Origin of the sequence: Prevotella sp. P4-98, from assembly GCF_002251405.1 — a bacterium.
Taxonomy (GTDB): Bacteria; Bacteroidota; Bacteroidia; order Bacteroidales; family Bacteroidaceae; genus Prevotella.
This window is the reverse complement of sequence record NZ_NPJC01000054.1, coordinates 40,176-54,752: the sequence shown is the minus strand read 5'-3', so window position 1 is coordinate 54,752 and position 14,577 is coordinate 40,176. Positions and strand designations below refer to the sequence as shown.

The 14,577-nt window shown below is 47.6% G+C and carries 5 protein-coding genes; all 5 read right to left on the bottom strand.

Translation table 11 applies throughout. The features are described from left to right. Positions 1 to 12 precede the first annotated feature (12 nt). The 5 genes from CIK96_RS08200 to CIK96_RS08180 all read right to left on the bottom strand — a co-directional run bounded on the left by CIK96_RS08200 (position 13) and on the right by CIK96_RS08180 (position 14,490). A complete protein-coding gene (locus CIK96_RS08200) occupies positions 13 to 2,466 on the bottom strand; it encodes a CotH kinase family protein (RefSeq protein ID WP_094440296.1) in 2,454 nt (817 codons plus the stop codon). A 117-nt stretch (positions 2,467 to 2,583) separates the two neighbouring features. After that, positions 2,584 to 4,935, bottom strand: coding sequence for a TIM-barrel domain-containing protein (locus tag CIK96_RS08195; RefSeq protein WP_094440316.1), 2,352 nt, complete (start codon positions 4,933 to 4,935; stop codon positions 2,584 to 2,586). After that, positions 4,935 to 7,292, bottom strand: a complete 2,358-nt coding sequence (locus tag CIK96_RS08190; protein WP_094440295.1) for a glycoside hydrolase family 2 TIM barrel-domain containing protein — start codon at positions 7,290 to 7,292, stop codon at positions 4,935 to 4,937. Before CIK96_RS08190 ends, CIK96_RS08195 begins: the two co-directional genes overlap by 1 nt. A gap of 1,077 nt (positions 7,293 to 8,369) precedes the next feature. Beyond that, positions 8,370 to 11,372, bottom strand: a complete 3,003-nt coding sequence (locus CIK96_RS08185) for a TIM-barrel domain-containing protein (RefSeq protein WP_094389779.1) — start codon at positions 11,370 to 11,372, stop codon at positions 8,370 to 8,372. 37 nt (positions 11,373 to 11,409) lie between these two features. Beyond that, positions 11,410 to 14,490, bottom strand: a complete 3,081-nt coding sequence (locus tag CIK96_RS08180; protein ID WP_158214849.1) for a two-component regulator propeller domain-containing protein — start codon at positions 14,488 to 14,490, stop codon at positions 11,410 to 11,412. Between the last annotated feature and the right edge of the window lie 87 nt (positions 14,491 to 14,577).

Here is a 14,577-nt window from a genome sequence, read left to right as displayed (position 1 = left end):
ACTCCTTTCGATTTATCGTCGAGTGGAATCAGTTACTTTTGCAGCCTCATCGCCAACTTTCAGGATGCAGGTCTTGGCAGAAACTGCGAAGGAAAGCGGTGCACCAGTTGCTGTAGTCCGATGGAGTATTCTGCCTAATAGGTCATATACACACACCTTGGTACCCTTCTCCACCTGGTCAACCTGTAGTGTTCCAGCAGCAAACGACCAGTGCCATGTTTTGGTATCAGGTTGCGTGATGGCAGTAGGTTCACCTATTACAGCGGTAATCTCCACCTTGTCGCAATCGGGTAGCGCCATAGTAAGGGTAGCTCCCGACTGCTGTATAGTAGTAGTGGCAATACCTTGATGCTGTACGATATTCCATGCTTTCACCTCCCGTCCGTCGGAGAGCACCCCATTGATCTGCATGGATCTATTCTTGAAGAATTTTCCGTCAAAGCATGCTTCTGTCAAGCGCACGCCATTGAATGTGATCGTCATGGCGTTTCTGTCGCTTTCAGCCATCGTGGCATTGATGGTGAGTGGAACAGGATTTCCCACTTTATAGAAGTCGGAAATCTGCTGATAGAAACTCGGAATACGTTCGTTAAGCCATTTATGTGCTGTATTCAATTCGTTGGTATAATTTGGCCACCACTCGTTGACAAGCTTGCGATGGTGAGGATATTCCGTTTTGATCTGATTATACATATCATCCCATAGCAGCCGTATATTCTTTTCCGACAAGAAGTCACCCAGATAGATGGCAGCACGGTCTATGAATTCCCGTTGAAAATCGGCATCTTCCATTAATCGGCGAAACAATCTTGTAGCCTCAGATGTATTTGCCCATGCGTGGTCTTTGTCATAATTGGGGTTGTAGAACCATTCAAAGGTTTTATAGGTAGCTGCCGAACCATAAAGCCCAAGTCCGAAGTCCGTATCTTTAGCCACCCATCGCCATCTGCCAGTTTCTGTGCGTGGTCTCCAGCATACGATGTTATTGCCGGGAAAGTCCTGATTATTGTAGAAAAGATTCATGATCATCAGGTTGATATACTCCTTGCAATCCATCCATGTTTCATATTCTGCCAGGGTATGTCCATGTTCTTGATAGAACGCCTTGAAGCGGTTGAAATGTTCCCAATCGCCTGCTTTCAGTTCCCATCCGTTTTCTATCATATCAATATCCTCCAATCCCTCATAGTTGGTATAGATATTATCTTCGTTGCTTCGTTCACGGATGTTGAGCATACCGTTGTACTTTCCGTTGATATAGACAATGGCAGGACGCCATGCCTGCCAATCAAGATCGACATAGGCAGCCATAGACCGTTGGATGACAGCATCGCGCATGTAGAGATAGTCGAAGTCGTTGCCGGCATTGCGCAGTGCGAGTGACTTATAATCGGTGATACCCGGTCGCTGGTCAGGGAAAAATTCATATTGAAGGCGCTTCGTACCAAATCGCTTGTTGGCATAAATAGCCATCGACTTCATCATATTATCACGTGAAGCGCCTCCCATGACACGTGTTTCGCAGAGTTGGTTGAGCTCACTTTTACTACCTGCGGCAGTAAAAAGTTCCAAGTTGATGGGGCGTCGCCAGTCGTATTTATAGTTTTCCTGACTGCTGTTATAGTTGCCTTTCACCAGTATTCCTTGTTTGTTATCATAGAAATACACATTCTTAGTAACGATGGAAATAACGGGAAGCGTCATCTGTCGTCCGTGGAAGATATACGACTGGGTGACTGACCGAGGTGACAGATACCCCGTACAGAATGGTTTTGCGCGCACCACCTGTGAGGCGCTGATGGTGATTGGAGCGGTATATTGCAAACTTGATGCTATTGGTTCGCTACCATCTGTAGTATATCGGATGACAGTTTCTGCAGGCGCTCCGTCAGGAAGTGACAGGGTGAGTTTGAGAGTCTGCGCATTTTCCAAGACCCGTCCAGGTTCGCTGAATACCACATCGCCCAAGAGATCCTTGCAGGTAGATCCGCAGTTGGTGCCGCCTGGTGTTGGTATAGCCATATATCCCCATGTGTCGCTACCGTCTGTTTTGCGTCCATAGGCAATATTAGGCGCAGGCTGTTTTTTCATTTTGGTCAGTTTATCGACCACTTTATTGTTTTTGAACAGATAGATTTCGCCGTTCTTTCCCGACTCAAGGCGGAAATCAGTATGCATACCCGATGCCGCCTTGTCGCAATAGATGAGTACGCGATATCCTTTGTTGATAAGTGATGCCGGCAAAGCCCATGCCTTTTGAGCATCAGTGGTAAGTCCGATACTGTAGTTAGAAAGCTGTTCGCTACTTTCGCCATTGTTGTATAATTCCACCCACGAATCAGGAAATTCGTTCATGTCGTCCATGATACAGTCGATATTAGACTGCATGACTTCATTGATGACCAGTTGTGCGTGCATCGGTGCCGCCATGGTCATGGCTGCAAGTGCCACCCATATTGTTTTCATAGCATGTACCTATAATTGATAATAAAGCGTTATCGTATATACCAAAGAGGAATTGTAGTTATAAAAAATACCGGGTAATGAAACATTGTTGATGTTCATCCCCCGGCTCATGAATAGTTATTTCTCGATATGTTGCAGTTCCTTATCGCCAGGGCGGAACAGGAGTCCTGTACATTTAGTAGCATCGGCCTTATAGGCTTTCAGCTCGACCTTGTCCCATTTGATATCGCCTGTGTTTTGTGCGACAGGTACATGGGGAATGAGTGATCCATCCTTGACGAGGATGACGCAGGGAATCTCAGCAGTTGGGATAGTCTGATAGCCCCCCTCATAGACTTTTCCTGTCTGATAATCAATCCACTTTCCACGGGGCAGATATACGGTGCGGCTTTTTCCAGTTTCGAGCATTGGAGCAACAAGAATCTGCGAACCAAACATATACTCGTCTTCCACAAACCATGCACCTGGATCATCGGGGAATTCCACGAGCAGTGCACGTACCATAGGCAGTCCGCGCTCAGAGCAATCCTTTGCCTGTGCATAGACATAAGGCATGAGTTTGTATTTCATTTCTGCCGACTGACGGAATGCTTTGGTAAAGCTTTCGCTGATGAGCCAAGGTTCGGTAGGAGGTGCTCCATGGGCACGTGTATGGCTTGAAAGGAATCCGAATGGCAGCCAACGACGGTAGAGATCGTCGGGACTCTTGGTGACAAAGCCACCCATGTCATGGCTCCAGAAGGAGAATCCGCTGAGTCCGAATGACAAACCGCCACGGAGATCGCCCAACATACCTACGCTACCAATCTCGTTGGTAGCAGCATCGCCACCCCAATGGAGCGGATAGCGCTGGCTTCCAGCCCATGCGCTGCGAGCCCAGATGACACCTTCATGGTCGGGAGTATTGTCGCGCACAGCCTGCCAGAGTGCTTTGTTGTAGCGCAGGGGATAGAGGTTGTGCTCATAGAATCCTGTTTTACCGCTGGCATAGATGCCATCGTATGGTGCTGCCTCACCGAAGTCACACTTGATAGCACTGACTCCTTGTTTGATGAGGTTAGCGATTTTGCCTTGATACCATGCTACGGTCTTGGGATTGCTGAGGTCGAGCACCGCATCTTCATAGCTCAATGTTCCGTTGCCGTTGTGTACAGCCATGCCGCCATCAACGAGTTCACGGAAGTAGCGGTTCTTCGGTGTGAAGTAGGGCAACTGCCAAAGACAGGTATGGAAACCGTCTTTCTTCATCGACTTGAGCATGGCTACTGGATCTTTGAAACGATCTTTGGCAAACTCATAGTCGCACTGCCAATCTACGCCAAACCATCCTGTATCGAAATGGATAACATCTGATGGTATCTTGTTGGCACGGAGTTTACGGGCAATGCCGAGTCCTTCCTCCTGAGAGAAATAGGTGATGCGGCTCATCCATGTGCCGAAAGTCCAGAGGGGAAGCATAGGTGACTTACCAGTGACGTCGGTATAAGCATTGAGCACGTCTTTCGGTTCACCGAAGAAGATGAAGAAGTCCATCGTTTCGTCGCCCATAAAGAGGCGCTGTGCACCGATATAAGAGGCGCCGAAATCAGCTGTTGTAGGTGCCGAGGTGTGCATGAAGATACCATATCCCCGATTAGAGAAATAGAAAGGCACGGGTTTATACATGCCATCAGTCTCTGGTCCTTGTGGATCGACTACCGAGATTTGCACTTTCTGTCCTACTTTGTTGAGCGATGTAAAACTTTCGCCGCAACCGTAGATGCGCTCGTTGGGTGAGAGCATCAGTACGGGATTGATGCTGCGCGAATTGTCTGAACCGCGTTTGATAAAGTTGAAGGGCAGGAGTTTCACCTGTGTACTGTCGTTATCGATGATGTGACGGGTCTGTGTGAGCAGTTTGCCCTGTCCGTCGCGCAGCACGATACGGAACGGATACTTCTGTATTTCGAGTGATCCGTTATTGTTTTTATAGACAATAGCTTGGTCGGTAGCTTTCACGTTCCAGCGTCCACGACCGTTTTTAGCCTGTTCGCCAGTTTGCTGTGCAATAAACTCCGGTGAGAACATGGGGTCGTTGGCATCGTCCATCTTCGGTTCGATGGGTGAAGTGAAGATGGTGACACGAAGCGTGCGGTTGTCTATTTTCTGCACTTTGATGCGCAGGTTGGGGTCGTTGTCATACTGTGTGTCGGGGAAATCGAGCATCTTCATGCGCACAGGCCAATAGCCATTGAGGTTGAAAGCCTGTCGCGGTACGAGACGGTAGCGTTTCCAGTTGAGCAGTCCTTCACCCTTGTTGAGGTCGAAGCCAGCCAGACTGTCAGCCAGGAAATAGGTATTGGAAAAGTCAGAGAACTCGCCCGACATATCTTTTGCCTGGCATTGCAGATACTGTACACCTGCCGATGTCTGTATCTGTGCAACGGCTGCCATGGGCAGGAGCGCTGCTGATAATAAGATTTTCTTCATCATAATTTGATAGTTGCTGTTGGTAGTCCGTATGATTTAGCTTTCAGCGTGCCATGTCCGTCGAGTACGACGAAGCATCTGCCGAAGAATGCTTTGCGCTTATTGTCCTTGAAGCGTTCGAGTGATGTCTGGTTTCCGTTATCCACACCGATGATGGTGGCATCGGTATCGAAAAACACTTGGTTCTCTGCCCAAGGGCATCGGTTGCCGTTCTCATCAACCACTTCCACCTTGACGAAGGTGGTGTTTTTACCTTGATAATCGATGCTGAGTTGCAAATGATGGGGCTGTCCGGCAGTATGGATAGTCTGCTGGCGCACCTCTTTACCGTCTTTGCGTGCCACGACCTTCACCTCTCCGGGTTCAAAGGTTACGCGCCACATCACATGATACTGGTGGCTATCTGCCTTGCGGCGCACGCCCTGACTCTTGCCGTTGATGTAGAGTTCCACTTCGTCGGCTTGGTTGTAGTAGCACCACATATCGATTTGTTCGCCATCGAGCCAGTTCCAATGGGGGAAGAGATGCAGAACGGGGCGATTGGTCCATTCGCTCTGATACATATAATAGACATCTTTAGGCTGACCAGCCAAGTCGATGATGCCGAAATAACTGCTGCGAGCAGGATAAGAATAAGGTGTGGGTTCGCCGATATAGTCGAAACCGGTCCATATAAACTGTCCACCGACATAGGGAGTATGCTTCACCACATCCCATGTTTCCTCGTGAGTACTGCTCCATGAGGCATGCATGTTATCGTAAGACGAGCATTTGAACGAAGGATCGGTATAGGGCAACCACCATTCCTTAGGTGCTTTGATGACAGAGTCGCTGGGCATGGTGTAAAAACCCGTTGTCTGCAGGGCTGAAACGCTTTCGGTCATGATAAACGGACGACCGGGGAAATTCTTGGGTACATCCTTAATCCCCTGATGATGATAGTTGAAGCCTACAATATCGAGCGCCTTACCCTTGAACAAGTGGTTGTCGGGTGATGGTTCGTTACATCCTGCGGTGATAGGACGTGTCGTGTCGTAGCGGCGCACAATGTCAGCCAAATGGTCTGCCAACAATGTATTGACGCTGGTTTCGCCATCCTTGGCAAGGGTCGAAGCATCGTGTCCGGCATTGAGTATGAGGTTGGCTTGCTCAAGAGTCAACGTATCAGCATCGGCAGACGACCACTGTTCGAGCACCTCATTGCCGATGCTCCACATCAGTATGGAGGGATGATTGCGGTCACGCAGTATCAAGTCGGCAAGGTCGCGCTCATGCCATTCGTCGAAGAAGCGTGCATAGTCGTTTTGAGTCTTACGGCGGCGCCACATATCAAACGACTCGTCCATGACGATAAGTCCCATGGTGTCGCACATGTTGAGGAGTTCGGGAGCAGGCGGATTGTGTGAAGATCGGATGGCATTCACACCCATTTCCTTCAGTCGCACGAGTTTGCGGTGCATGGCATCTTCGTTGACCACAGCACCCAAACAACCGAAATCGTGGTGTTCGCAAACCCCGTTGAGCTTCATGTTCTTGCCATTGAGCCAGAAACCTGTCTTGGCATCGAAGCGGAACGAGCGGAATCCGGTGTTGGTCCACACCTCATCGACCACTTTTCCACCTACCAGCACTTGCGTGCGTACCTTATAGATATAGGGGTCATCGACCGACCACAGATGGGGACGGCGCACTTTCAAACCTACCTCTCGTCCTTGGGCATCAAACACTTGGTTGCGCACCTTATAGGCTTTGCCCTGACTTTCCACATCGGCAGTCACGGAGATACGTCCGTCGGGATTGGCAACGACATGCACCCCCCAGTGTTTCACATGCACATCGGCGGTTTTGGTAAACCACACATGGCGGTAGATACCGCATCCGCTATACCATCTGGAATTAGGCTGATCGCTATTATCCACACGCACAGCCACCACGTTGCGACCGGCTGTGAGATAAGGTGTGATGTCGTATTCAAACGAGCTATAACCGTAAGGGCGGTAGCCCACTTCCTTACCGTTGATATAGACACGGGCATTCATATACACTCCGTCGAACTCAATGAAGTAGCGTTCTCCCTGTTTTTTCTGCAGATTGAAAGTCTTGCGATACCATCCAATGCCACCAGGAAGTGCTCCCCCACCCGCTCCTGATGGGTTAGAACAGAGGAAATCACCCTCCACAGCCCAATCGTGGGGCAGGTTTAGTGCACGCCAATGCGTATCATGATAATCGGTTTTTGACATTTGTGCCGAGTCTGCCAGCACAAATCGCCATCCGTTGTCAAAGTTCTGGCGATCGCGTGCCTGTGCGGTCAACATACAGCCAATGGCACATGCCAGAGTAAAGAATCTATGCATAAGATATTAGTATTGGTAAATCGTTGGGCAAAGTTAGCGATTTTCAGCAAGAAGACAAAGGCTTTCTGTCATTTTTTTACCTCCACCCAACGGCAACTGCTATGATTTTTCCAGCAAATTTATGAAGATGGATGGAAATGAGAACTTTCATTACCAGAAAACAACTTCTGTTTATCGTCGTATTAAGCATCATTTTAATTTGAATCTGCGCTTAACCATACGGGGCTGTTGAATGATATTGAGACGAATCAAGGATGTAGCGCACCAAAGGAGAAATCTAACAAAAACAGATCAATGAGCATCGGCGAACTTCCTTTATATTATGTACGCGTATATGCGCACGCACACGCGACGTCGTAAAAATCGACCACTCGACCACCAGAATCAGATAAGTGACTACAGCACAACACCATAACGGGTGGTCGAACCTTCTGTTTTTTAGATTTTCGACCACCATTCGACCACCCCTGCAACGCCCTGAGGATACAAAACATAAACAATTAACTAACGCCATGAAAGGACAAAAGTAAAGCGTGATCCTATTTCCCTTATAAAAAGCTATCGTTTATCAACGTTTTTCCAAACCTTGATAATCTTTTTATCCAACGTTGGATAATACCCTTATCAAATATTGGATAATACTTTTATCAAATATTGGATAATACTTTTATCAAATATTGGATAACATCTTTATCAAACGTTGGATAACATCTTTATCAATCGTTGAAAAGATCTTTTTCAAACGTTAGACAATACTTTTGCAAAACATGGGGTAATACTTTTGCAAAACATGGGGTAATACTTTTGCAAAACATGGGGTAATACTTTTGCAAAACATGGGGTAATACTTTTGCAAAACATGGGGTAATACTTTTGCAAAACATTGGAAATGCCTTGGCAAAATAACGGGCAATATCTTGTACATGGTAAATGGAACATTTAGGCAACTTGTATATAGAAGAAGGGCGATGTCAGTACGATGGTTATGCAGGTGGTCAATGGGTAGTCATTGGGTATTATATAAGACAAGAAGGGTGTGCCGTATGGCACACCCCTCCTATTGCAATATCTTTAAAATCAGAGTTTCACGCTAACAGCCTTACCGCTGTACTGCACCATTTTACCCTCAGGATTGTCGAGGTTGAGGTCGCGGGGCTGGTCTTTCTTCACGAGTACTACATTGAAACGACGGTTTTTCAGCATACCCTTGAAAGCACCATTGCGCTTGCCGAAGCTGACAGTTTTGTCGGCATCGTTATAGGCAATCTCGATGGTGGCATACTTACCCTTCTCGTAGTTGTAGTTGGTTCCCTCGTCTTCGTAGAGTTGGAACGATCCGTCCTGACCCTCATAGACATAGAGATTGATGAGTTCGGCAGGTTTCTCGTCGCACCACTCCATGGCAGGACCAAATGGAATGATGGCACCTTCACGTACGAAAACAGGAATCTTCTCGTAGGGTGCATCAACTACCAAATGCTGACCACCATCATAGTGTTCGCCAGTATAGAAATCATACCAACCACACTGTTTGGGGAAATATACGCTACGGTTGCGAGCCTTGTAGTAGCCAACAGGACAAGCCATGAGCGCAGGACCAAACATCCACTGGTTGCCGATATTCTCCACTTCCTTATCGCCATTGAAATCCATAACGAGTGCACGCATCAGCGTATAGTCTTTGAAGTGAGCCCATGCAGCCATGCTGTACATATAAGGCATCAAGCGATAGCGCAACTGGTCGTAATAAACAAACGACTTATAGGCAGGATGATTGTCGGGAGCGATGTTCCAGATTTCGCGAGTAGGCCACTGACCATGCGAACGGAACAAGGGGATGAAGGCTCCAAACTGATTCCAGCGAGCCTGGAGTTCACGCCATTCCTTCAAATCTTCGTTCTCTTCACCTGTTTCGTTGAAGAGTTTCTGAGCCGCAACATAGCGGTTTTCTACACAGAAGCCACCTTGGTCCATTCCCCAGAAAGGCACACCCGACATAGAATAGTTGAGTCCGGCTGTCATCTGAGCGCGCATATCCTCCCAACGGGTGCCGATATCACCACTCCAAGTGGCTGTAGAATAGCGCTGTTCACCAGCGAAACCGCTACGGGTGAGCAGGAACACACGAGGTTCGTTGGCTTTACCCTTCCATACCGAACGCTGTCCGTTGTAGATAGCATCGGCATTGACGGTAGAATAGGCATTGAAATATTCGGTAGAAGTGCCGAGGGCAGTAGGTCCGCAAAGTGCTTTGCGATACCACATCGGAGTGCAGTCGCGCACATTAGGCTCTGAGGCATCCATCCACCAAGCATCGATGCCAGGCACACCATTCTTATTAAACTTGCTATAGAGATGGTCGTCCATCTGTTTCCAGAACAGTTTGCGAGCTCCTTCATCATAGGCATCATACATCGAACCACGGAAGCCAAGCCAGTCGTGGATATCGTCCTTGACAGCCTGACGATACATCCATCCCTTCTCGTCGAGTTCCTTATAGTGTTCGGTGGTGTCGTAGAACTTAGGCCATACACTAATCATGAAGCGTCCGTGCATAGCGTGAACAGAGTCGAGCATAGCCTGTGGGTTGGGATAACGGCTTGCTTCAAAGTCGTGAGCACCCCAATCGGGCAGATTCCAGTAGTTCCAGTCCTGCACGATATTGTCGATAGGAATGTGGCGACGACGGAACTCTGCGAGGTTATCCTCGATGTCCTGACTGCTCTGATAGCGTTCGCGGCTCTGCCAGAAGCCGAGCACCCATTTCGGATAGAGCGATGCTTTTCCTGTCAAAGTGCGATAGCCGCTGATGACATCATCGAAATTCTGACCTGCAATGAAGTAGTAATCCATATCGCGCGCCATCTCGCTCCAGATGCTGAGTTGCTCACGCTCTGTCTTATTGCGAGGTTGTGAGACACGCAGTCCGCAATAGGAATCGCCACCATCGGGTTGCCACTCAATGCGCAACTGTGCCTTCTTACCCTTGGTCAGTTCGGTGCTAAACTTATAGCTGTTGGGGTTCCATGCGGTACGCCAACGCTCAGGCACCACCTCCTTGCCATCGATATACACCTTGATATAACCGGCATAGTAGAGGATAAACTGATAGAGTTGCTTCTCATTCTTGCCAGCCTTGGCACAACGACCACAACATTCAGGCTCGATAAATCCTTCGTATGTCACAGTGGCACCTTGGAGATTGAAGCCCTTGGGGAGGTTCTTCAGACCACCATTATCGGTCTTGTTGGCAATTTCTGAAGTTGGAGGACAAGCATACTCATAATAGATGCTATCCTCATCGCGCACCAGTTTCTTACCATTCTTATCGACGTAGGTACCAGTCAGATGACCTTCTTTACCGCGACGGTCGTAGAGTTTGAAGGCGCGGTTCAGCTGCAAATAGTCGTTGGGATTGCCAAAGCGGCAATAACTGTAGCTGTCCCACAGGATACCATAGTTCTTGTTGGAGAGTACGAAAGGAATAGAGACCTTGGTGTTATATTGGAACAGGTCTTCGTTTTTGCCTTTCATATTAAATTCCTCAGACTGATGCTGTCCCAATCCATAGAAGGCTTCATCGGAAGGACTGTCGAAAAGCATCTGCCAAGTCAGTCCGTGCTTCATCTCTTCGGTCACTCCACCGATGTTGCGCACACCGTATTCGCGCTCAGGGACTGTGAAGTTCTGGAATTTCTTGCCATCCTTAGCCTCTTTAAGCAGTTGTTTTCCTGTGGCATCAAAAAATACGATCGCACCCGTTGCCTTATTGACTACGGCAGTCACATTCTTCGCTTTGACTATTACAGACTGCTCGTCCTCACTTATCGTATAGTTTTTTTTGGCAGGAGCTATCTGCGGTACAATCATCAGACTGGGTTTCTTGACAGGTAATGCACTCTCGGATGTGGCGCGCACACGGATGATGTTGTCGTTCATCACCTCAAGACAGATAACTTTGGCCTGACCACCATCGGGTTTGACCATTACCTTGTTGCCATTCTGCTGCACTTCTGCTGCAGCCATTGTCAATGCGGTCATTGAGAACGCACCGACCATGAGGGTTTTAATAATATTCATTTGATCATTTAGGGTTATTATATACTACTTTTTTCAATTATTTTATTTCATCGTCAGCATGGTCGTCGTCCATAATTTCAGCTTCTTCCACCATGCCTTTTGCTGGCAAGTCGATCACCATGATGGTTCCGCCACCAGGGTTGTCCTTCACTTCGATGGTGCCACCATGTGCCACTATGATGTCTTTGACAAGAGCGAGTTCGAGTTCGTCAACACCTGCTGTATGGTCAAACATATGTGGTTTATACTCATCAGCCACTCCGATACCATTGTCAGCCACTTGAATCTGTACGTTACCATTGTCCTTTCGAATGAGCCCAACACTAATGTGGCAGTTCTTGGCGGCAAATTTCTGTGAATTGGTAAACAAGATGTTGAGCATGCGCTTGATCAGAACGACGTCAAACTCCATAAAGAGTTCGTCGATAAGCATGACATTGCTAATCTTTACACCCTTGTTGCCTTTCACATATTCAGCACATTGCTTCTTAATCACTGCTACAAGGTCGGCATATTCCGTATGCATCATAAGGTGGCGCACAGGTTCTTCAACAACAGCATCTCCTGTTGCTGGCTGTTCTGCTGCCATCGATGCTTTCATCTCTGCCATCCATTGGCGCTTCTCCATCTCAAGGCGCAATGCGAAGGCGGCTTGGCGTTTAGCCTGACGACGCATATAATTCTTGCGCCACCACCAAATGCCAAAGGCGGCAACCAGCAACAGCATCATGATCATCCACCATGAACGCCAGAACGGAGGCTGTATAATAATGGTGAGTGTTGCCTCTTCACTACCAATGGTACCATCGTCGTTGAGCATGCGTACGCGCAGGGTATAAGATCCTGAAGGCAGACTCATATAAGTAATGTTGGGGTTGGCTTCTTCGGTTCTAATCCAGTCGTTGTTCACACCATCGAGGCGATAGAGGAAGCGCGAGCGGTGATGGATTTCGCCATTGGAACTTCCCAACTGAATGGTAAACTGGTCGTTGTATTTCAAGCGAACGGCACGACAGATGTTCAGTGCCTTACGTAATATGATGCGACCGTCAATCTTTTCACCAACCTTTACGTCCTGTTCAAAGAGTTTCAGGCCGCTGAATACGGGATATTCCTTATACTTCTCTTCGCGCATCAGCTTCGGATTGATGACATCAAGACCTTCCTGACCACCCACCAAGATAAGTCCATCGGCAGTCTTACAGATGGCACGCTGGTTGAACGGACCGTTCTGGAGACCATCGTTGCTATTGAAAGTGCGGATGATAAAGTTCCATCGTCCGTCTTTTTGCTGCGGGATGACGTTTGATACGCCATGATCAGTCACCAACCATACCGTGTGGTTGTTGTCTTCCACCATGGCATTGACGGTAGAACCAATGAGTCCGGAACGCATATCAATCAGATAGACAGCATTGGTCTTCGTGTCCCAGATGGTTGCACCCGATGAAGAGCCCTGCCAGGCAAGTCCCCGACTGTCCTCCATAGTACATATTGAGGATTCGGTAATACCGATGCCCTCTTTATTGTCAATAATATTGCGATTGATAATCTTGCCAGAAACGGGATTCACAATCGAATAGAAATTGGAATGGGATACCATCAACCAGTTTTTCTTCGTCAAATTGACAGTCGAGATATAGTCTGATACCAAGATAGAGTTATGGCTGGTGATAGGTGTGTCAAAGCGTCCTGCACGGGTTAAGCGCTGAATACCGTTACCCAATGTGCCAATCCAGATATTGCCCTGACGGTCTTCACATATCGACCAGATATTGTTATTGGCCAATTCACCCGGTTTACCCGATGAGCGGAAATTAGTGATAGCACCACCACGGAAACGTATCAGTCCACCTTCATAGGTTCCAAACCATACGGTACCGTCACGTGAAACCAACGAACTGACCATGGTATTGGTGGCAATGCCACTGTTGTTGCGGTCGAAAACAACCTGTTCGCCAGTTTTACGATCCATGCGAATGATACCCGCATCATTGGTTCCCAGCCAGAAGAAGGATTTATCGGAAGTGATGGTGGTGATATTTCCCAGATCAAGATGGCGGAAATTGGAGAGTCCCTCCTTAAACATATTGACGCCATTCATATAGGTACCAATCCAAATACGACCCTGCTGGTCGCGATAAAGAATGCGGAGGGTGTTTTCGCTGATAGACGTACCGTCGTTTTTCTGAGTCAAGAACTGGCGCACCTCATGCGCTTGGCGGTCAACAAGAAAGAGTCCTGTATGGTCGGTAGCTATCCAAACGCGCTTTTTGCTATCCGAACAAATATCCCAAATGCTCAGTCCGTCAGGCAATTCCACGCCCCAGCGTTTCGCCAGTTCTTTATAAGAAAGAATCCAACGTCCTTTCGACTTCACAAAACAGCCTACCACGGTTATCATCCAGAGATTACCATCGGCATCGGTACGCAACTTACATTCCTGATTGTTGAAGAATCCTTTCTCACGAATATAAGAATCTTTCCAACTAATCCAGTTTTTCTCTCTGTTGAAACAGAACACCTCACCATTGTGTGAAGATACCAACAAGCTCTTGCCTATCTCTGCAAAACTCGATACACCAAAGTCGGAATTGAACTCTTGGCGGCCATAACCGAAATTAAACTGCTTGGCTTCTTTGGTATAAGGATTATAATGCCAGAAACCAGTATCATAGGTTTTTACCCAAAAATGATGATGCTTGTCTATATAAAGGCGCTCGACACCACCCGCCACGCCGTGTTGCTGCAACCAACGCTCAGGATGTCTGTCACATGACTCGGTTACTGGGTCGAAGATGGTATAGTTCATACCCTGCTTCAACCATAGTTTTCCATCGTATGCCTCATAGATCTCATCCACATAATTGTTGCGTAGCGTAGTGGTATCTTTGGCGTATGAGTAGAATGTCTTGATACGATATCCGTCGTATCGATTAAGGCCATAGGGAGTTCCTATCCATACAAATCCCTTGGAGTCGCGCTTCACACAAAGAATCTGTGAGTTGCTCAGTCCGTCACGGGTATCAAGTCGGCTAAACTTAATGTCATCAATAGCAGCACCGACTGTCAGCACAAAGCTGACCATCAGCGTCAGTAACATGATCATCCTTCTCATATTTACAGTCATTAGCATCAATGCCAGAGGCATTTATTTTAGGTTTTACGAGTTATATATAATATGGTGCAAATGTACTCTTTTTTA